Here is a 19,775-nt window from a genome sequence, read left to right on the forward strand (position 1 = left end):
GCCCTCGTCAACGCACTGCGGACGGACGGTGGGCGGATGGGCCCGTCCTACCGGGAGCCGGCGGAGCCGGTCCGGTCGTTTCGCGTGTGGGCCTCCAGGAGCAGGCGTGCGGCGGTTCGCGCGTGTACGGCCGGCGCAGCCGTTCCTGTGATCGCGGCTGTCGTGATGGCGCCCTCGGCCAGGAGCGCGAGCTGGTCGGTCATGTCCGTGGGCAGGCCGGAGGCCGCGACGAGGCCGGCGAGGTAGTCACGGAAGGCCTGCTTGTGATGGCGGGCCTGGTCGGCGACCTCGGAGGAGACGCCGCCGAGCTCTCCGAAGGAGTTGATGAAGGCACACCCGCGGTAGTCCGGTTCGGAGAACCATGTGTGCAGCCAGTCGAACACGGCGAGCAGCCGGTCGTCGGGGGCGGTGTGGGTGTCGACGTGGCGGGCGAGGGCCCGCCTCCACTGTTCGTCGCGCCGCTGCAGGAACTGCAGCACGAGTGCCTCCTTGGAGGGGAACAGCTGGTAGAGGCGCTTGAGTGACACCCCCGAGGCGTTGCGTACCGCGTCCATTCCCACTGCCTGGATGCCCCGGCTGTAGAAGAGTTCCTCGGCAGCCTTGAGTGCCTGTTCCCGCGCCGCTTCGCGGTCCGCCATGTCTCCTCCTTGCAGCGAGAACCATCGTTCTCTAGTCTACAGACCAAGCGAGAACGGCCGTTCTCACGTTGGGTGGGATTCGCCGTGCTCACGAGGAGCCCGGAACAAGGAGCGACCATGACGGAAGCCGTACGTCCCCCGGCACCGCCGTTCACGCGCGAGACTGCGATCGGGAAGGTCCGCCTCGCCGAGGACGCGTGGAACTCCCGTGATCCGCAGAGGGTGTCGCTGGGCTACACGGCGGACTCACGCTGGCGCAACCGTACGGAGTTCGCCACAGGCCGGGAAGCGATCGTCGCGTTGCTGACCCGGAAGTGGAACACCGAACTCGACTACCGACTGATCAAGGAGCTGTGGGCGTACGGCGACGACCGCATCGCGGTGCGCTTCGCCTACGAGCACCGCGACGACGCCGGCAACTGGTACCGCTCTTACGGCAACGAGAACTGGGAATTCGACGAGCACGGGCTGATGCGCACCCGGCACGCCTCCATCAACACGTTGCCGATCGCCGCGTCGGACCGCAGGTACTTCTGGCCACTGGGTCGTCGCCCTGACAGCCACCCTGGCCTGAGCGACCTCGGCTTCTGAGGTGCCGGGCGGTCCGGCTCTGCGGGGCAGTCCCGCCGCGTCCGGAGGAAACCGCCGTCGCAGCCGTCCTGCCCTTCGGCAGCCGGGCGCCTCGGTCACATCGGTGGCGACGACGACCTCCCGATCAGCCTCTTGGGGCGCAGGCCGCTCACGGCCGCTCCCGGGACCGGCGCCGGCCGGCGGGGAGCCGGACGGGCTCGACGCCGGGGACGATGGTGTTGAGGAGGGTGCCGATGGCCTCCACGGCCAGGGTGACGGCGTCGCCGGGCTTCAGCGGCGGCGGAGACTGCTCGCCGCGCCGGCCCCGCAGTTCGGCCAGGCAGCCGCCGTTGCCGCAGGTGCCCGAGCCGAGGACGTCACCCGGTACGACGCGGGTGCCGCGGGAGGCGTAGGCGGTCATCTCCTCGAAGGTCCAGCTCATGTTGGACAGCAGGTCCTCGCCGACCCTCTCGCCGTTGACCTCGGCGGTCAGGGCCAGGCGCAGGAAGCCGTCGGTGTCCCGGTACGGCTCCAGCTCGTCCACGGTGACCAGGTACGGACCGAGGGCGGCATCGAGCCACGCGTCGAGGTCTCCGTCGACAGCTTCCAGGTCATGCCGCTGCTGATCAGCGGTACCCGGCGCATCGCCCTGATCCAGGCCCGCCTCGCCCGGCTCCTCGCGCCGCTCGTCCCCGTACGCCCACGACGCGGCCCACATCTGGCTGCGCGAGACCGCCGCTCGCGTCGGCAGACGGACGGATGGCCGACGAGGCCGGGGGATGAGCGAGGCAGGCCCGCCGGACGTGCGCAGAGGACGTCATCCACGAGACGGATGTAATCAATCCGCAACGTGAAGGACGGCAGAGGCGGGCAGTTTCCCGGCAGGACGCATGCTCGGACGCGGCCCGTCGGTGCGTTCCCGCTCGACGTCTCCCTCCGGCAGTCGGAGGTGATCACCGTCTGCGGGACCGGTCACCGTCGAAGTCAGCGTAACCATCCCCAGGGCACGTCGAGGCACCGAGCTCCTCCAGGTCTACGCCCGGAAGTCCGGAACAATGACGCTCCTCCCGGGCCCCTACTTGCCACGCACGCCGTGAGACTTCCACAAGCGGGTGAGGTCCGCGCTTTCTGGACCCATCTGCTAGTGCCAGTACGTCTCGTGGGTCAGCCGGTTGCCCTGTCCGTCGAAGGTGTCGACGGACGCGATGGTCTCGCCTTCGGCGATGGGCAGTGCGAACGCACGGTACGAGGTCCCCGGCAGCGTCACCACCTCAGCGGTGCGGACCGTACCGCCGTCGAGCGTCAACCGGGCCGTGGCCGTACCCGAGGCAGGGTTGCCGACGAAGATCCGCGTCCCGGACGTGCCCTTGCCGGTCAGGCTGTGCAGCCCGGCACCCTCGACGAAGTCGGCCTCGCCGTCCACTACGGAGCAGCCCGCCCAACGGCCCGCCTGGTGGTCGACTTGGACGCCGCCGATGAAGACCCGCTGACAGAGCAGCGAGAGATCCTCCGGCCGGGGACCGCCGCCGAGGCCGGAGCCCCCGCCGGTGTCCGTGGAGGGAAAGTCGTCCGGCACGTCCGGATAGAAGGTCAACGTCACCGACCACTCCTTGCCGTCGATGCTGCCGGAGCGGACCACCCGGCTGCGTTCTCCGGCCTCCAAGGCGTCGGGAACCGGTGGGACGGAGGGGGACGAGGCCGCGGAGGGAGGGCCGTCCTTCTGTGGCGGGCCGGTCAGCAGCGGCAGGACGACGGCTGCCGTGACCGCGGCCACCAGCGTCCCGGCCGCCGCGGTCACGACGGTGCGGCGCGACCTCCGGGCACGGGCACCGTCCAGGATGGCCTGCACAGGTGCTGGTCCGGGCGCTGTCCGCCCGGCCGCCCGGGCCAGCGCATGCCGCACGTCCGGTGCGGAATCGGCGGCGTGCAGGGGGCCGAGCCGGTCCGGCACGGAAGCGCCCGAGGCGCCCGAGGCCCTTCGGGCATCTGATTGCCCGCCAGGTGTGCGGGGGCCCGTCATGCGGCGCCTCCGAGATCCGCGCGGTCGTACCCTGCCAGGGCGGGGTGTGCCCGCAACTTGGCCAGCGCACGGGAAGCCTGGCTCTTGACCGTACCGGGCGAGCAGCCCAGCGTCCGTGCCACCTCGTCAGCCCCGAGGTCCTCCCAGTAGCGGAGGACAACCACGGCTCGTTGCCGTTCGGGCAGTTCGGCCAGAGCCTCCATCAGCACGTCGCGCTCCTCCAGGCGTTCGGTCTCGCGGGACCGCTGCGGGCGGTCCGGAAGCAGAGGGGTGAGCAGATGGGCGACCCGTCTGCGGCGGTGGCGGCTGCGGTTGTTGTTCACCAGCGCGCGCCGCACATAGGCGTCCGCGTCCTCCCGCCGAACCCGGCCCCACCGCGCGTACACCTTGATCAGCGTCGTTTGCACCAGGTCTTCCGCTTCATGGAAATCACCGGTCAGCATGTAGGCGGTCCTGACCAGGCGGCTCCAGTAGGCCGAGGCGAAGGCCGTGAAATCGTCTTCGGCAGCGAGGGCCGGTCCGGTGTGCACGAAGAGTCTGTCCCTGCGGGTGTGTGGGCGGGCAGGCGGTACGGTCCGGTCCCCGGATGCCGGCGGCACCCGGGGACCGGGACAGGCGGGTCAGTCCCAGTACGTCTCGTGGGTCAGCCGGTTGCCCTGTCCGTCGAAGGTGTCGACGGACGCGATGGTCTCGCCATCGGCGATGGGCAGTGCGAACGCACGGTACGAGGTCCCCGGCAGCGTCACCACCTCAGCGGTGCGGACCGTACCGCCGTCGAGCGTCAACCGGGCCGTGGCCGTACCCGAGGAAGGATTGCCGACGAAGATCCGCGTCCCGGACGTGCCCTTGCCGGTCAGGCCGTGCAGCCCGGCACCCTCGACGAAGTCGTCCCGGCCGTCCACGACGGAGCAACCCGCCCACGGCCCAGCCTGGTGGTCGACCTGGACGCCGCCGATGAACACCCGCTGACAGAGCAACGAGGGATTCTCGGGCCGGGAGTCACCGAAGCCGGAGGTCCGGTCGACGGCGGGGAAGTCCTCCGGAACCGCCGGATAGAACTGCAGTGTCACCGACCACTCCTTGCCGTCGATGCTGCCGGAGCCGACGGTACGGGCCACCGTCCGCTGCTCCTCGCCCTGCGCGTGCCGAGCCGGGTGCTGCTCCCCCTGCGTGGCCGACTGCGTCCGCAGCCCCTTGCCGGAGGCGTCACCAGACACCTCGCCGGCAGCCCAGGCACCGGTTACCGGTGTACTGACCACGATGGCGGCCGCGCCGACGGCGACCGCGAGCTTCTTCAAGCTGCTGGACACGTTGCTCCTACGGGAAGTGGGGTGATTGGACCGGAGGGCGCCTCTCCACTCACTCCTACTCCCGTTGCCTGCCCGGGGGTTGCACGCGCGGGCAGATCTCCTGACACTCGCACTCGCACTCGTGCGAGCAGCCGCGGGCCAGACGCTGCTCACCTCCCGGCAGGAAGCGGGGGGAACTGGAAGACAGTGCGGGACTGGCGGCTCAAGGGCAACGGCACGCAGCAGGCCATGCTCGGCATCACCCGACCCCACTACCCGGCCCTCATCGGACAATCCGCACCTTCATGCGGAACAACTTCGAGACGCCCTACTCGTTCACCGGCAGTTCTCCTGGCTGACACACATCAGTGCCGCGAAAACCTGACGAGAAGGTGCAAGTACTCGAATTATCACACTGTGATCCACGGCACATGTTTCAAGGGCTGACGGTGGGTTAGGCTTCAGTCGCATTCTGTTCGTCTGTCAGAACAGCGTGGCGGGGGCAGGGGGCTTCATGGGGGAGCTACCTTTCGGACTTGGCGTCACCTCGCGTTGCCTGAAAGGGATTTCACGTGGCATCTCGCCTTCGTCGACGGTCGCATGCCGGTCTCGCGCGGACCTCCATGTCGGTGGCAGGGGGACCGAGGTGGCAGAGGAAATGCCCGCCGCCTGCGCTCGGGGATTCCGGTCTCTTCCGATGTGGTACGGGTCCTCGCGGACAAGGGAATTCTGCGAGGAAGCTCGACGGCCGTATTCCGCCGGCCGGGCAGGAGACATTTTCCCCGGAGGTAGGCGCTCTGTCCTGGCCGGAATTCGTGTGACCGCCTGAAACCAGCAGGTGGATCGCACCGCCTCGTTTCTCTCACACGTTCTGACGCGCTCCGCACGGCCGGATCCTTAATCCTTTGGGGAACATACTTGATAGCCAATCGTTCACGCCTCATGTGGACCACGAGCGCCGCCGCGGCGCTCGCCGCACTGTTGACGACCGCTCCGGCGAACGCCCTCCATGGCGCCGATGCCCCCGCCGGGCTCGGCTTCACCGCGAAGATCAACGTCGGGGAGCAGACCGCCTGCACCGGCACACTTGTCTCGCCCCGGTGGGTGCTGACTGCGGCCTCCTGCTTCGACCAGGACGGTAAGCCCGCCGCCGGCAAGCCCGCCGTCAGCACCACCGTCACCGTCGGCCGCACCGACCTGACCCAGACCACGGTCGGGGCCACTCGGGCGGCGGTCGAACTCGTCCCGCATCCCGACCGGGACCTGGTCCTGGTGAAGCTGCAGACAGGTGTCGCCGGCGTGAAGCCGGTCGCCCTGGCCGCCACACCGGTGGTGGCCGAAGAGAGCGTCCAGGCAGCCGGTTTCGGCCGCACGAAGACGACATGGGTCCCCGACAAGCTGCACACCGCCTCGTTCACGGCAGCAGGCGACGGTTCGGCCGACGTCGCTCTGACGGCCACCGGCGACGCGGTCATCTGCCAGGGAGACGCAGGCGGCCCCGTCCTGCGAGAGGCGGGCGGGACACAGGAGCTGGTCGCCGTCACCAGCAGGTCGTGGCAGGGCGGATGCCTGGGCATGCCGTCCACGGAAACCCGGACGGGAGCCATCGCGACCCGCGTCGACGACGTGCGCTCCTGGATCACCGGTACCGCGTCCCTCGTTCCGGGCGACCTGAGCGGCGACAACAAGCCCGACCTCGTCGCGGTCGACAACCTCGGCAGGCTGTACCTCTACCCCGGTACGGGCACCGGCGGTCTCGGAACGCGCACCCTCATCGGGACGGGCGGATGGTCGGGCGCCTCCGTCACCCACCGCGGTGACTGGACCGGGGACGGCATGGAGGACATCGTCGCCCGCGTCGGCAGCGAACTGCGCGTCTACCCCAACCGCGGCGACGGCTCGCTTGCCAGGCCGATCAGGATCGGCACCGGACTGCCCACGAACGCCCAGGTCGTCGGCGTCGGCGACGCCACCCTTGACGGACAGCCCGACCTCGCCGTCTCGTACAACGACAAGCTGTACATGTACGCGGGCGTCAGCGGCACCACTCCGTCCGTGGCCGCACCCGTCCAGATCGGCAACGGGGGCTGGGGCGTCATGAGCCTGACCGCACCCGGCGACGCCGACCGGGACGGCCGGGTCGACCTGCTCGCCCGGGACACCCGTGACGGCATCCTGTACATCTACCTCGGACAGGCCAACGGAACGTTCAGCGATCGGACCGAGTACGGCCATTCGTACACCGTCAGCTGGCGGCCCCTGATCGCCGGAGCCGCCGACGCCAACCGCGACGGCGTCGCCGACATGTGGACCACCGCGGCGGACGGCACCCTGAAGTTCTACAAGGGCGGGACCTCGGTCCACGGCCCGGTCGACGGGCCGAGCATTCAGGTCGGCAACGGCGGCTGGAACGCCATGAGGTCCATCAGCTGATCCTCGCTCTGCCCTCTCGCGGTTCCACCCGGTCCACCACGGCCGGGAGCACGACGGCGGGTCCCGTGGCCACGAGGCCCGCCAACAGCTCCCGGCCGTCCGGCAACACCGTGGCTCGCTGACTTGATCTCCGTGGGGCTGCTGCCGACGAGACACGTCGTGACGTTCAGCGAGTCTCCGGAGCCTGACTGTCGAGGGGGGGAACGGTGCAGCCGTGCTCGGTCATCGACCCGCGTCCTTGCAGCCGCCGACGAGTTCCTTCGGGTTCCACACTGGTCACGCCCGGAGCTCCCTGAACTCCGTCCCGCAGAGCATGGCGTTTGCGGCCCGACGGGCGACTTCCCCAGTGAGTCGGCGAGTCGGCGAATGCCTCCTCACGAAGTGGCATGTGAGACAGGACTGCGGCAACGAACGTTCGAAGAAGGCCGTGTGCGCTGCCCGCCGCTGCCACCCGCGACGCCGCGGGCAGCTCGCCACTCGCATGGTCCGTGTATCGGTGCGCAGACCTGTGATCCGTGACCGGACCCGCCGCCTGCCGAGCGCGAAGGCTTCAGGACGCGCCAGGAACAACAGCGCCCTGGCGCGTCGAGCGGGTGCCCTCGACGCGAGGAATGCCCCGGCAGGCCCGCTTTCCGAGCCCGCCCGGGTGGCGCTGTGACGTGCCCTGTTTACGGCACCAGTGCGCGGGTCACCCAGTGATGACGGTGAGGTGCCTTCGAGGGAGCACGTGATGACGCTGATGGCCGACTTCGTCCTGCAACGCCTGACGGAGTGGGGCGTGCGGCGTGTGTACGGCTGTCCGGGGGATGGCATCAACGGTCTGCTCGGCGCGTTCGACCATCTTCCCGGACGCCACTGATGGCCGGTGACACGGCAGGGGAGGAGTGCCCAGTCGACGCGGTCGACGTGCACGCCTTCCAGGTCCCCACCGACGGGCCGGACGGCAAGGAACAGGACGGCACCCTGGAGTGGGACTCGACCACGCTGGTACTGGTGAGGGTGCACGCCGCCGGCAGGACCGGTCTCGGTTACAGCTACGGCGACGTGGCGACTGCCCACTTCGTGCGCTCGAAACTGGCCCCGTTGATCGAGGGCGTGAGCACTACGTCGCGGACCGCGTTGTGGCAGCGGATGGCCGAACAGATCCGCAACGCCGGCCGCCCCGGAGTCGGCGCCATGGCCCTGTCCGCCGTCGACATCGCCCTGCGGCTTCACCAACTACTCCCTGGGCCGCCTCACCGGCCAGCTCACCGGCTGGGCCGAACAGGGCATCGACCGGGTGAAACTGAAGACCTCACGGGACCCGGAACGGGACGCGGACCGTCTGACTGCCGTACGCAAGGCGCTCGGCGACGGACCGGAAGTGTTCACCGACGCCAACGGGGCGCTCGGCCGCAAGGAGGCGCTGTACTGGGCGCACCGGTTCCAGGACGAGTGGGACGTGCGCTGGTTCGAGGAACCCGTCACCTCCGCCGACCTGGAGGGACTGCGGATGCTGCGCGAGCGTGGCCCGGCGCGTCTGGAGATCGCGGCGGGGGAGTACGCCTTCACCGCGCAGGACTTCGCGAACCTCGTCGAGCCGCCGGCCGTGGACTGCCTGCAGGCCGACGTCACCCGCTGCGGCGGCATCACCGGCGTACTGGAAGTCGCCGGCCTGGCGGCCGTCCGGCACCTCGACCTGTCCGCGCACTGCGCGCCGGCCGTCTCCGCCCACGCCTTCTGCGCCGTGCGCCGGCTGCGTCACCTGGAGTACTTCCACGACCACGTCCGCGTCGAGCGGCTGCTGTTCGACGGCACCCTGTCACCCGACGGCGGCGCCCTGCGCCCCGACCCGGGTCGGCCGGGACTCGGCCTGGACGTCAAATGGGCCGACGCGGAGCCCTACCGCGTGCACGGCACACGCCCGTCCTGACCGGACCCCCTGACCACGGCGAGGAGAACCGCACCCGATGGCGAAGGCAACGCGCGACGTACCGATCAGGACCCACCCGGCCATCGCGGGCCCGCCACGCGGCCGGCAGACCGTCGAGGTCGGCAAGCTGGAACGCGCCCTGCGCAAGGCGGTAGACGGCGAGGTCCGCTTCGACACCGGGTCGCTGGGCCTGTACGCGCAGGACGCCTCGAACTTCCGGCAGGTGCCGATCGGAGTCGTCGTCCCACGAACCCTGGACGACGTCGTCGCGGTGCACAAGATCTGCCACCGCTTCGGCGCCCCCGTCCTCAACCGGGGCGGCGGTACCAGCCTGTCCGGCGAGACCGTCAACGAAGCCGTCGTCATCGACCACTCCAAGTACCTCACGGCCATCGGCGACATCGACGCGGACCGACGCCTCGTCACCTGCGAGCCCGGCGTCATCAACGAGGTCCTCAACCGCCACACCGGCGAGCACAACCTCGTCTTCGGCCCCGACCCGTCCACGCACTCCCGGTGTGTCATCGGAGGCAACATCGGTAACAACTCCTGCGGTATCCACTCGGTGCAGTCGCAGCTCTACGGTCCCGGACCGCGCACCAGCGACAACGTGGAGGCGCTGGAGATCGTCACCTATGACGGCGAACGCTTCTGGGTCGGCGTGAACGAGGAAGACCGGCTCGACGCAATCATCGCCGCGGGCGGACGCAAGGGCGAGATCTACGCGGCACTGCGCGACCTGCGCGACGAGTACGCCGACACCATCCGGGCACGGTTCCACTCCGAGAAGCAGGTGCCGCGCCGGGTGTCCGGCTACAACCTCGACGAACTCCTGCCCGAACGCGGCTTCAACGTCGCACGCGCCCTGGTCGGCACCGAGTCCACCTGCGCCACGGTGCTCCGGGCCGTCCTCAAGCTCACTCCAGCCCTGCTGCAGCGCACCACCGTCGTCGTGGAGTACGACGAGCTCGCCGACGCCGCCGAGCACTGCGAGGAGATCATCGAGCGGTGGCGGCCGATCGGCCTGGAGGCCCTGGACGACGAGCTCATCCGGGACCAGCAGGAACAGAACATGCACGTGGAGGACATCAAGGAACTTCCGCGCCTGGGCGGTGGAGGCTGGCTCGTCGTCCAGTTCGGCGCCGACACCAAGGAGGAGTCCGTCGGCCAGGCCCACGGTTTCATCGACTGGCTCGCCGACGACAAGGGCTACTCCCGCGACCGCATCCGCCTGGCGAAAAGCACGCAGGAGGGCGGCACCAGCGAGCACCTGTGGGCGATCAGGGAAGGGGGGCTCGGCTCGACCGCCTTCCCACCGGACGGCAAGGACCACTGGCCCGGCTGGGAGGACTCCGCCGTCCCGCCGGACCGCATCGGCGAATACGTGCGCAAGCTGCGTGAGGTCATGGACCGACATGACATCGAGGGCGCCATGTACGGCCACTTCGGCCAGGGCTGCATCCACAGCCGGCTCAGCTTTGATCTGCGCACCGCCGACGGCCTCGCCACCTACCGTTCCTTCATGGAAGAAGCCGCCGATCTGGTCGTCTCCCTGGGCGGGTCCGTGTCCGGCGAGCACGGTGACGGCCAGCAGCGCGGTGAACTGCTGGAAAAGCAGTACGGAAGCGAACTTCTGGAGGCCATGCGGAAGTTCAGGGCGATCTGGGACCCGCAGGGCAGGATGAACCCCGGCAAGGTCATCGACCCCTACCGGATGGACGAGAACCTCAAACTCGGCACCGACTACAACCCGCCTCGCATCCCCCTCAAGTTCGCCTACCCGGAAGACGGCGGCGACTTCGCGCACGCCACGCTGCGCTGCGTCGGCATCGGCAAGTGCCGTGTCCCGCAGGCAGAGACAACGATGTGCCCCAGCTACCAGGTGACCCGCGAGGAGAAGCACACGACCCGCGGACGGGCCCGCATGCTGTACGAGATGCTCAAGGGCGACGTCGTCACCGACGGCTGGCAGTCCAACGAGGTCAAGGACGCCCTCGACCTCTGCCTGGCCTGCAAGGGCTGCACCAACGACTGCCCCGTCAACGTCGACATGCCCACCTACAAGGCCGAATTCCTCCACCACCACTTCAAGTCCGCCAGGCGGTGGCGCCCGCGCTACGCATACGCGTTCGGCTTCATCGACCGAACCGCCCGCCTCGCCTCCCACATCCCCGAGATCGCCAACATCGCCACCCAAACCCCCGGCCTGGGACAGCTCGCCAAACTGGTCGCGGGCATCGACCGCAAACGGCCCCTGCCGAGCTTCGCGCCGATGACACTGCAGGAGTGGTTCGCCCGGCGCGGCGGCACCACCAACCCGACCGGACGGCCCGTCGTCCTTTTCCCCGACACCTTCAACAACCACTTCCACACCCAGGTCGGCGTCGCCTGCGTCGAAGCCATCGAGGCAGCCGGCTGGCGCGTCATCATGCCCCCACAGCACATCTGCTGCGGCCGCCCCTTGTACGACTACGGCTTCCTCGACGCCGCCGAACGCTACCTCCACCGCGTGCTGAACATCCTGAGGCCCGAACTGCGCGCCGGCACGCCCGTCGTAGGAATGGAACCCAGCTGCCTGGCCGTCTTCAAGGACGAGCTGCCGAAACTGCTCCCGCACGACGACGACGGCAAGCGCCTGACCCGCAACGCCCTCCACTTCGCCGAGTTCTTCCAGAAGTACGAGATCAAGCCGCCCGCCCTGGAAGGCAAGGCTCTCCTGTGGGGCCACTGCCATCAGCGGGCCACCGGCGGCATGAACCCCGACCAGCGGCTCCTCGAGGGCATGGGGCTCGACGTGGAAAACCTGCAGGGAGGCTGCTGCGGCCTGGCCGGCTCGTGGGGCTTCGAGTCCGGCAAGTACGACATCTCCATGGACTGCGGCGAACAGGCACTACTGCCCGCCGTTCGCGACGCCGGAGACGACTGTGTCGTGGTCGCCGACGGGTTCTCCTGCAAGACCCAGATCAAGGACGCCGACACTGGCCGCGAGGCCCTGCACGTCGCCGAGATCATGAAGCTGGCCCGTGAACACGGTGCGGGTGCCGCCTCGAGCCAACCGGAGAGGAACGCCCTGTTGCGCCCGGCTCCACCATGGCGTCAACGCGTCCTGCGTATCTCGGCTACCGCAGCGTTGGCAGCCGCCGTTACCGCAGTCGCCGTCCGTACGGCACGCTCCTGACGAGGGAGCCGCCCCGCTGACAACGAGGAGGGCAGGGACCGGTCGCAGGTCGCGGCCCTGAGGCGCTGCTGTCCCGGCCGCGAGGCCGCCGTTCGACAGGCGGTCCTCGATCACATCGCTTGTGACCTGGGGCTTGCTGGTCAGCTGTGGACGCGGTGGCTGATGGGCGAGCTGATCTTCAAGCTGTACCGGGTCCGGTTCACCGAGCCAGGGGTGGGGTGACGCCGACCTCAGACGCAGCCTGCCCCACACCCAGCGGACCGGGAACCAGGCCGAGTTCTCCTTGTGTCACTTCGCTCTGCTCGGTCATGCTGCTCGCGGTGTCTGCCGGGCTCAGGTCTCATGTAGGGCCGCTCGCGTGATGGATCGTCAGCGAGTGCGAGCGTGGTGTGAGGCCCGGTTGGACGCATGGGAGGTGGCCCACAGCCGCCGGGAGGTGGCCACCGATGCCGGCAGTACAAGCGTGCTGTCGGCCGGATACCCTCGGAACGGGATGCCGCTGCTGGTGCTGGTGCCGGGCACGAACATGAACGCCGGAGAAGAGTTCCAGAAGAACGGCGAGGGCGGCAGCACTTCCCAGGAAGCACCCGAGGCGACGTACTTTGCGGAAGGACGCCTGTCACGAGGCGGACGAAGGGCATCGCGCGCCCGGCCTCGGGCAACGCGGACTCGGTGCCGTAGGCAGGCAGGGCCGCGGTACGCACGGTGTCGGCAACCGGCGCGGGGGATCCCCTCTCGGCTGGGAATGACGAGACCGTTTCGTGTTTTGCATAATGCAATGAATCGGAGGCGGGTCTCGTGCCCGTTGCGGGCGTGAGGAGTACCACGAATGAGCAGACGGCGCCGGGACCCGTCCGCGGCCGAGTCGCAGGCAGCGACTTATGTACGGTCCAAGGTCTGGGGGCCGGCGGAGTTCACGGGCCTGCCGCCTTGGTGGCTGATCGCAGAGGGCCTCTTCGCCGGTGTCCTGGGCACGGGACTGATCGTGGGCGCCGGTCTCTTCGGCGCCTGGACCGGCAGTGCCGCGTTCCGCGCGGGCGACGTGGGTGTGGTGTGCGCGCTGAGCCTTGTCCTCTACCTGCTTCTGGTACGCGCCGGCCGGGCACTGGTGGGCATCGTCGCGGTCCTGGCCATGGGCCTCGCGCTGCACACGCCTCAGACGGCCGTCGGCGTGGTCCTGACGGCACGAGGGCAGGAACGATCCGTGGTCGTGACATCCGTCCAGGAGAGTGAGGACGCGTCCAAGACCCGGGACCGTTATCTCTGCTCGGTGGCAAGCCGTGACGGAGCACCCTCCACAGCACGGATCTGGCGAGGCTGCACACACTCCACCCGCCCCGGGGACGCGCTGACACTCGTCTACGACCCGAAAGGGCTGGTCCCTCCGCGCGGCGTCGAGAGCGGGACAAGCGTCGTGGATGCGCTGAGAGGTCTGGCCGGATGGGCCATCAACCTGGTGGTCGCCTGTGCCGTCGCGGTAGTGCGATCCTTCCGGTTGCTCGACCGCCCGGCAGCTCAGAAGCCGATCTGAGGGCTGGAGGACGATCCTCCCCCTGCATCGCCAGGATCGCTGCACCCGGCAACCGCACAGACCCGAGGTGACGCGGCGCGGAGGCGTCCAGTCGCGGCCCTGGGCTACCGCAGAGGGCAGCCGCCGCGTGGTGCATCCGGTCAGGTACCAACTCGCCGCGCCCCTCCCGCAGAGAGACGGGTCAGTGGCTTACCCACTCCGCCGCGGCATACAAGGCGCCGGCCAGCGGCAACGCCCCAAGAGCGAACGCCGAGCCGGTCGTGGTCCGCCCTGACCGGGCCTGCGGACGCATGTCGGGACTTCCGGCCATCTCGGTCAGCAACTGTGCCGCTCGGCAGCACAGCCACCCAGCCACCGAGCACGTCCACACCGCGAAGAAGACAGCTGTTCCCTGATCGCCGACCAGGCTTCCCGCCACCCCGCAACGGACCTTACACGTCTCTTGCGCGTCCTTGGCAGGTGCCTGACGGGCAGTGTCGGCCGCCGAACACTGCCGTCTTCCCGCACCGTGCGCCGGCGTTCGGAACTCGTGCCAGGGCGAGTATCCGCGGCCCAGTGGCAAGGTCTGACGGTCGGGGCGGCGGGCCGGGCGTCTCCCAGTGGAGTGGTGGCAGTGGCCGTGGTGGTGGACACCGATGGACCACGCCGCCTCGCGCGATGTGCGGACGTCGGGCACCGTGGCCGTAGCACTCGGCGCCGGGTGACTGAGCGGGCCGACTGCCGTTTCGCGGTCCATGCCGCGGTGCGGCTCGTGCCCTCCGGGACTGCCTTCGCCTCCGGGGGGTACACAGCGCTTCCGGCGCGGCGGGAACGGAGCGACAGATGTGTTCGACGCGGAGTGCAGGCGGGAGCGTGCCCGCCAACGGGCGACCCGACGCATGGATGACTGGTTGTGAGACGGATCTCCTGGGTGGTGGCATCCAGTGAGCGGCTCCACTGCCGCGCTGTCTCTGCTGGGCCTTGCCCTGCTGACGGTGGCGGCGGCGTACGGAGCGGCTTGGGCGCTTCGCGTTTCGCAAGGTCCGCTGCCCGCACAGCCGTTCGGTTCGGGGCTGGAACCGACGGGGCACGCGGTCAGCCGCTTTCACATGCGCTGGTACACGGTGACGATGCTCTTCCTCGCCTTCGACATGGAGATGGTCTTCATGTACCCGTGGACGCTCGTGATCTCCGTGATGGGGCCCAGCGCGGTCATCGAGATGTTCGTCTTCCTCGCCGTCCTGCTCGCCGGTGTGGTCCATGCATGGCGGGAAGGAGCCCTGCGGTGGGCCTGACCGCCTTTCTGACCCGCGCGGCGGCCGTCCGGCCACGCGTCCTGCTGGTGACCACGCCGGGCGGTACGCCGGTGCGGCTGGCCGCGGAGAAGGACCTGAGGTCGCGGGACTGGCCGTCGGTGTCGACCCCGGCCGGAGCCGACGTCATGCTGGTAGCGGGTTCTGGCTGTTCGCGGCTGGATCCGGCACTGGACCGGTTGTGGCAGGACATGCCACGGCCGCGTATGTGCGCGCGGGCGGTGACGGCCGACGAGGTGGCAGCGGTGCTCGAAGCGGCCCGCGCCCGGCTCGGCGCGCCAGAGGGCGACCACGGCGAGTCCGGCCACCGAGCGGCCGACTGCGGCGCGGGGCCGAACGGGCACGGTGAACCGGTGCGGGCCGATCGGGAGGAGAGCACACTCGACTTCGAGGACGGCGACAGCGACGACGACCACGCCGGTCACGGTCATGGCGACATGGAGATGCCGGGCGGACTGGCCATGGCCGAGCGAGGGGAGGACCGCGATGGTCTGATGCTGGACCGCCTGCACGTGCCGCTGGGCCCTTTTCTGGCCGACTGGCCCGCCGGCCTGACGCTGCGTGTGGTGCTTCAGGGAGACGTCGTCCAGGCGGCCGTCCTCGACGAGCCGCCCGTCGGCAGTTCGGCCGACCCTTTCTGGAGCCGGCCGTGGCTCCGGGCTGCCAGGGGCGAGCCGGTGGGCGTGGGGGAGGCCGCACGGCGGCGGGCGGCGGCGCACCTGGACAGTCTGGGCCGACTGCTGTCGGTGGCCGGCTGGTCCGCCGAGGCGGTGACGGCGCGGCGTCTGCGCGACGACCTGCTGGAGGAGGCGCCCGCCTCGGCGGTCCTGCCCCGGGTGAAGCGCTTCGCCCGGCGGGTCGGGCAGTCACGGGTCCTGTACTGGCTGACGCGAGACGTCGGCCTGCTGACCCGGGCCGACGCCCGAGCCGCCGGTGTCACCGGTCCCGCAGTGCGGGCGGCCGGCGAGGACGTACCGGCCCGCTACCGTCAGTGGCTCACCGACGTCATGGACGACGTACAGCGGATGGACGCAACCGCCCCCCTCGACCCGGTGGCGCAGGAGAGCTCGCGGGGGCGGTGGGACGCCGAACGCCCGCCGTCACTCGCCCTGGCGAGGCTGCTTCCCCGCCTGCTGGTGGGAGCCGAGTTGGGTACGGCACGGCTCATCGTCGCCAGCCTCGACCCGGATCCGGACGAACTGGCCGCGTGCCGACCGGAGGCGATCCGTGGCTGAGCCGGGGACGTGGTGGGCGCTGCCGGCCGCCCCGGCGATGCTGCTCGGCTTCGCGGTGCTGGCCATGGCGGCCGACGCGGCACTGGACGCCCGGAACGCGGGTCGTCGGATCACCGCCGGCACCGCCGTACGGCCGCTTCTCGCCGTGCCGCGGGCGTTGCTGGCGCAGCCACGGCGGTTGCCCGCGTCGGACCGGCTGCTGTGGCGGGCGGGCGTGATCACCGTACCGGTGGCGGCCGTACTGTCCACGTTGGTCATCCCGTTCGGCGGCCGCGTCGTCGCGGACCTGTCCGTCGGAGTGGTGTGGTTCAACGCCATGGAGGTGCTGACCTGGGCCGGACTGTGGCTGGCCGGCTGGGGGCCGAACTCCGCGTTCTCCCTGATCGGTGGCTACCGCTTCCTCGCCCAGGGTCTCGCCTATGAGCTACCGCTGATGTTCGCGCTGATCTCGGCCGCCACGGGCGCCCAGTCACTGCGGGTGACCGACATCGCCGGCGCCCAGCAGGGCCTGTGGTACGCGGTGTGGATGCCGTTCGCCTTCGCCGTCTACCTGGCGGGTGTACTGGCCTTCAGTTTCCTGGGTCCGTTCGCGTATCCGGCCGGGTCCGATGTCGCCGGCGGCGTACTGGGGGAGACGTCCGGGGTGGACCGGCTGCTGCTGCAGACCGGGCGGTGGCTGTGGCTGGCGGCCGGGGCCGCGATGGCGGTTCCGCTCTTCCTGGGCGGTGGCGCCGGGCCGGGCCTGCCGCCCTGGGCCTGGTCGCTGGTCAAGACCTTGCTGGTACTCGCGGTGCTGGTGTGGATGCTGCGGCGGATACCCGTCCTCCGCGCCGACCGCTACGTGGAACTCGCCTGGGTCGTGCTCCTGCCACTGGCCGTCCTCCAAGCCCTGGTGCCGGCCCTGGTCAGTCTCAGCCTCTAGAAAGGATCGCGTCATGGGCACGACGGGCACCGTGCTGCTGTGGGTACTGGGCGTGCTCGCCCTGGCCGGTGGGGTCCTGGTCTTCACCTTGAACTCCATGGCCCGGGTCACCTTCGCGCTCCTGGCCTCCCTGGTGTGCGTAGGCGGGGTGGTGACCCTACTGCGGTTGCCGTATCTCGGCGTGGTGATCGTGCTGATGATGGTCATGGAGATGGTGATCATGGCGGTGTTCATGATCGCGTACATGATGAATCCGGCCGGTCTGATGCCGATGTCGATGCTGCACAACAAGCGCGGCTCATTGGCCGTCAGCGGTCTCGTGTTCGCCGCCCTGCTTGCGGGAATCTTCCTGGTTCCGTGGCCCGACCGCACCGGAGCGCGCCCCAGGGACTCCACCTTCCAGGTCGGTATGTCATTGATGGGCGACCAGATGCTGACCATGGTCACGCTCGGATTCGTACTTCTGGCCACCATGGTGGGCGCCACCGTCCTCGCCACCCACCGCGGACGCTACGACCGTTTCGGTGACGACCTCGATCAGCGGCCCGCGAAGGACCCGGCCGGCGGAGGCGTGGGCCGATGACGTTCGAACTCCTGCTGGTCCTCGCGGCCGGGCTGTTCTGCACCGGCCTGTTCGGTGCCCTCTCCCAGCAGTCCATCGTCATGATCATGATGGGGATCGAGTTGATGATCGGCGGGGTCGTCGTCGCCGCCGCCGACTTCTGGTACTTCCTTGCTCCCGCTGCCGGCAGTGGCCAGGTGGTGATCGTGGCGGCGGTGGTGGCGATGGCCGTGGAGATGGCCATGGGCTTCGCCGTCACCACCGCCATCTACCGCGCCCGGCAGGTCGACACGACCGACATGGCCGAGGACCTGAAGGGATGAGCGCGGTGCTCTGGCTGCTCGTCGCCCTCCCGCTGGGCGGGGGAGTGGCACTTGCCCTCATCGGACCCCGCAAGGGCAGCCTGGTCCCCACCATCGGTGTGACGGTCGCCGTCACCACGCTCGGTGCGGCGGTCGCCGCCGCGCTGACCCGGCCGGACGCCAGTGCGCCGCTGTTCGTCGGCATGGAGGCGGGGCTGGCGGTGGACGGCCTGTCCGCGGTGATGGTGGTCACCGTCGCCGCGGTCACCACCGCCGTGCTGGCCTTCGCACGGGGGGAGTTCGCCGCCCACGAGAACAAGGGCCGATTCTTCGGGCTCATGCTGCTCTTCGCCGGTGCCATGCTCGTCACCGTCACGGCGACCACCCTGCCGCCGCTGCTGATGGCCTGGGAGGTGATGGGCGCCACCAGCTGGGCGCTGATCGGCTACTGGTGGCGGCAGCCGGAGCGGGCGGAAGCCGCCGATGTCGCGTTCCTCACCACCCGTGCCGCCGATCTCGGACTGTACCTGGCAGCCGGCGCCGCCCTGGCCGGCGGCGTCGGCTCGCTGCGCCTGGACGCTCTGCCGCACGCGGATGCGCCCTGGCCGCACGTGATCACCGGGGGCATCGTGGTGGCCGCCCTCGGCAAGTCCGCGCAACTGCCGTTCTCGTTCTGGCTGTCGCGCGCCATGCAGGGGCCGAGCCCCGTCTCGGCACTGCTGCACTCGGCGACCATGGTCGCCGCCGGCGCGTACCTGCTGCTTCGACTCGTCCCGCTGCTGGACGCCACGGTCTGGGCGGGGCCCCTGGTCGCCTGGACCGGTACGGCCACCGCCCTCGTCCTGGGGCTGGTCGCGGTGGCCCAGACCGACCTCAAGCAGCTCCTCGCGGCCTCCACCTCGGCACAGATCGGCTTCATGGTGCTGGCCGCGGGCAGCGGCGGCGTCGCCGCGGGCACCACGCAGCTGGTCGCCCACGCCGCCACCAAGTCAGGTCTGTTCCTTGCCGCGGGGGCCTGGCTGACCGCGCTGGGCACCAAGCGGTTGACCGCGCTGCGCGGGGCGGCCCGCGCTCACCGATGGGTCGGCGTGGCCTTCACGGCGGGCGCGCTCACCCTGGCCGGGTTGCCGCCCCTGTCCCTCTGGGCGGCCAAGGACGAAGTGCTCGCCACCGCCCGCACCGAGAGCACCGCGCTGTACGCGGTGGGACTCGCGGCGGCGGCCGTCGCCGCCGTGTACAGCGTCAAGGCCGTCTGGTACGTCACCCGCCCCCTCCCGGACGACGCGGGACGCGCATACGACACCGAAAGGCGCGGCACCCGGCGCGTCGCCCGTACGACACCGGGCCCGCTCCTCGCCCTCACCCTCGCCGCGGCGGTACTGGGAGTGCTGGCCCTGCCGGGACCGGCGTCCTGGCTGAAAGGACTGGTCGGTACCCCGGGCGAGCCGTCCCCCGAGCCGTGGGAGCTCGGCCTGTCCGCCGGGGTGACGCTCGCCGCCGCCGGCCTGGCCTGGCGGCGGGCGTCCCGCCCGGCACCCGCACCACGCGCCGCCGTCCGTGCGGCTCACGGGTGGCTGTACCTGGAGCAGGCCGCGCGGCTCGTCGTGGCCCGCCCGGTGCTGGGCCTCGCGCGCACGCTGGCCGCCGTCGACGACCGCGTCGTCGACGGCGCCGTACGGCAGACCGCCCGTGGCGGCCTCGCGGCGTCCCGGCTCGCGCGCCGTCTGGACGACGGCGTCGTCGACGGCGCCGTACGGGCCGTCGCCACCAGCGCGCGGAGCCTGGGCCGATGGGCGCGCCGCCCACAGACCGGACTGCTGCACCAGTACTACGCACAGGCGGCCGTGGGCTTCGCCGTACTGGTCCTGATCATCCTGTTGGTGAGGTAACC

The 19,775-nt window shown here is 70.2% G+C and carries 15 protein-coding genes and 3 pseudogenes; 13 read left to right on the plus strand and 5 right to left on the minus strand.

Features of this window, described 5'->3' with window-relative positions:
* Nucleotides 1-47 precede the first annotated feature (47 nt).
* Nucleotides 48-638, minus strand: coding sequence for a TetR/AcrR family transcriptional regulator (locus tag AMK11_RS16840; RefSeq protein ID WP_073727833.1), 591 nt, complete (start codon nucleotides 636-638; stop codon nucleotides 48-50).
* 117 nt (nucleotides 639-755) lie between these two features.
* Here AMK11_RS16840 and AMK11_RS16845 point away from each other — a divergent pair, with 117 nt between their 5' ends.
* Nucleotides 756-1,229: a nuclear transport factor 2 family protein gene (locus tag AMK11_RS16845; protein ID WP_073727835.1), complete on the plus strand. Its 474-nt coding sequence runs from the start codon at nucleotides 756-758 to the stop codon at nucleotides 1,227-1,229.
* 148 nt (nucleotides 1,230-1,377) lie between these two features.
* On the opposite strand, the pseudogene AMK11_RS16850 reads toward AMK11_RS16845, so the two are convergent.
* Nucleotides 1,378-1,773, minus strand: a pseudogene (locus AMK11_RS16850) (fumarylacetoacetate hydrolase family protein); the annotation flags it as partial.
* 3 nt (nucleotides 1,774-1,776) lie between these two features.
* Between AMK11_RS16850 and AMK11_RS38525 the strand changes: the two are divergent.
* Nucleotides 1,777-2,062: pseudogene (locus AMK11_RS38525) on the plus strand (hypothetical protein); the annotation flags it as partial.
* Nucleotides 2,063-2,349: 287 nt separating this feature from the next.
* Here AMK11_RS38525 and AMK11_RS16855 read toward each other — a convergent pair.
* The 3 genes from AMK11_RS16855 to AMK11_RS16865 form a co-directional block, all read right to left on the minus strand.
* Nucleotides 2,350-3,057, minus strand: coding sequence for a hypothetical protein (locus tag AMK11_RS16855; RefSeq protein ID WP_073727837.1), 708 nt, complete (start codon nucleotides 3,055-3,057; stop codon nucleotides 2,350-2,352).
* Between the two features lie 167 nt (nucleotides 3,058-3,224).
* Nucleotides 3,225-3,758, minus strand: a complete 534-nt coding sequence (locus AMK11_RS16860) for a SigE family RNA polymerase sigma factor (RefSeq protein ID WP_073727839.1) — start codon at nucleotides 3,756-3,758, stop codon at nucleotides 3,225-3,227.
* A gap of 90 nt (nucleotides 3,759-3,848) precedes the next feature.
* Entirely contained in the window at nucleotides 3,849-4,538 is a 690-nt protein-coding gene (locus tag AMK11_RS16865; protein WP_073727841.1) for a hypothetical protein, read from the minus strand.
* Between the two features lie 921 nt (nucleotides 4,539-5,459).
* On the opposite strand from AMK11_RS16865, the gene AMK11_RS38535 reads away from it, so the two are divergent.
* The 11 genes and pseudogenes from AMK11_RS38535 to AMK11_RS16930 all read left to right on the plus strand — a co-directional run bounded on the left by AMK11_RS38535 (nucleotide 5,460) and on the right by AMK11_RS16930 (nucleotide 19,773).
* Nucleotides 5,460-6,950, plus strand: a complete 1,491-nt coding sequence (locus AMK11_RS38535; protein ID WP_079187481.1) for an FG-GAP-like repeat-containing protein — start codon at nucleotides 5,460-5,462, stop codon at nucleotides 6,948-6,950.
* 730 nt (nucleotides 6,951-7,680) lie between these two features.
* Nucleotides 7,681-7,809, plus strand: coding sequence for a hypothetical protein (locus tag AMK11_RS38970; RefSeq protein WP_274535675.1), 129 nt, complete (start codon nucleotides 7,681-7,683; stop codon nucleotides 7,807-7,809).
* Nucleotides 7,809-8,862 (plus strand): annotated as a pseudogene (locus AMK11_RS16880) (enolase C-terminal domain-like protein). The gene AMK11_RS38970 and the pseudogene AMK11_RS16880 overlap by 1 nt, the downstream one beginning before the upstream one ends.
* A gap of 37 nt (nucleotides 8,863-8,899) precedes the next feature.
* The gene (locus AMK11_RS16885; RefSeq protein WP_073727842.1) at nucleotides 8,900-12,040 is read left to right on the plus strand and encodes an FAD-binding and (Fe-S)-binding domain-containing protein; all 3,141 of its coding nucleotides are present in this window, start codon (nucleotides 8,900-8,902) and stop codon (nucleotides 12,038-12,040) included.
* An 829-nt stretch (nucleotides 12,041-12,869) separates the two neighbouring features.
* Nucleotides 12,870-13,571, plus strand: a complete 702-nt coding sequence (locus AMK11_RS16895) for a hypothetical protein (protein WP_073727844.1) — start codon at nucleotides 12,870-12,872, stop codon at nucleotides 13,569-13,571.
* Nucleotides 13,572-14,494: 923 nt separating this feature from the next.
* Nucleotides 14,495-14,845 (plus strand): NADH-quinone oxidoreductase subunit A, encoded by a 351-nt coding sequence (locus AMK11_RS16905; RefSeq protein ID WP_073727848.1) that lies wholly within the window; start codon nucleotides 14,495-14,497, stop codon nucleotides 14,843-14,845.
* Nucleotides 14,836-16,098, plus strand: coding sequence for a hypothetical protein (locus AMK11_RS16910; protein WP_073727850.1), 1,263 nt, complete (start codon nucleotides 14,836-14,838; stop codon nucleotides 16,096-16,098). The genes AMK11_RS16905 and AMK11_RS16910 overlap by 10 nt, the downstream gene beginning before the upstream one ends.
* The gene (locus AMK11_RS16915; protein WP_443333926.1) at nucleotides 16,091-17,020 is read left to right on the plus strand and encodes an NADH-quinone oxidoreductase subunit H; all 930 of its coding nucleotides are present in this window, start codon (nucleotides 16,091-16,093) and stop codon (nucleotides 17,018-17,020) included. Before AMK11_RS16910 ends, AMK11_RS16915 begins: the two co-directional genes overlap by 8 nt.
* 13 nt (nucleotides 17,021-17,033) lie before the next feature.
* Nucleotides 17,034-17,603, plus strand: coding sequence for an NADH-quinone oxidoreductase subunit J family protein (locus AMK11_RS16920; RefSeq protein WP_073727852.1), 570 nt, complete (start codon nucleotides 17,034-17,036; stop codon nucleotides 17,601-17,603).
* Nucleotides 17,600-17,905, plus strand: coding sequence for an NADH-quinone oxidoreductase subunit NuoK (locus tag AMK11_RS16925; RefSeq protein WP_073727854.1), 306 nt, complete (start codon nucleotides 17,600-17,602; stop codon nucleotides 17,903-17,905). The genes AMK11_RS16920 and AMK11_RS16925 overlap by 4 nt, the downstream gene beginning before the upstream one ends.
* Nucleotides 17,902-19,773: an NADH-quinone oxidoreductase subunit 5 family protein gene (locus AMK11_RS16930; protein WP_073727856.1), complete on the plus strand. Its 1,872-nt coding sequence runs from the start codon at nucleotides 17,902-17,904 to the stop codon at nucleotides 19,771-19,773. The genes AMK11_RS16925 and AMK11_RS16930 overlap by 4 nt, the downstream gene beginning before the upstream one ends.
* Nucleotides 19,774-19,775 lie beyond the last annotated feature (2 nt).

Source organism: Streptomyces sp. CB02414 (assembly GCF_001905385.1).
Lineage (GTDB): Bacteria > Actinomycetota > Actinomycetes > Streptomycetales > Streptomycetaceae > Streptomyces.

What these genes read in the sequence shown, in the direction of transcription:
- AMK11_RS16840 (WP_073727833.1), bottom strand. Translation starts at nt 638, where the DNA reads ATGGCGGACCGCGAAGCGGCGCGGGAACAGGCACTCAAGGCTGCCGAG.
- AMK11_RS16845 (WP_073727835.1), top strand. Translation starts at nt 756, where the DNA reads ATGACGGAAGCCGTACGTCCCCCGGCACCGCCGTTCACGCGCGAGACT.
- AMK11_RS38535 (WP_079187481.1), top strand. Translation starts at nt 5,460, where the DNA reads ATGTGGACCACGAGCGCCGCCGCGGCGCTCGCCGCACTGTTGACGACC.
- AMK11_RS38970 (WP_274535675.1), top strand. Translation starts at nt 7,681, where the DNA reads ATGACGCTGATGGCCGACTTCGTCCTGCAACGCCTGACGGAGTGGGGC.
- AMK11_RS16885 (WP_073727842.1), top strand. Translation starts at nt 8,900, where the DNA reads ATGGCGAAGGCAACGCGCGACGTACCGATCAGGACCCACCCGGCCATC.
- AMK11_RS16895 (WP_073727844.1), top strand. Translation starts at nt 12,870, where the DNA reads ATGAGCAGACGGCGCCGGGACCCGTCCGCGGCCGAGTCGCAGGCAGCG.
- AMK11_RS16920 (WP_073727852.1), top strand. Translation starts at nt 17,034, where the DNA reads ATGGGCACGACGGGCACCGTGCTGCTGTGGGTACTGGGCGTGCTCGCC.
- AMK11_RS16925 (WP_073727854.1), top strand. Translation starts at nt 17,600, where the DNA reads ATGACGTTCGAACTCCTGCTGGTCCTCGCGGCCGGGCTGTTCTGCACC.
- AMK11_RS16930 (WP_073727856.1), top strand. Translation starts at nt 17,902, where the DNA reads ATGAGCGCGGTGCTCTGGCTGCTCGTCGCCCTCCCGCTGGGCGGGGGA.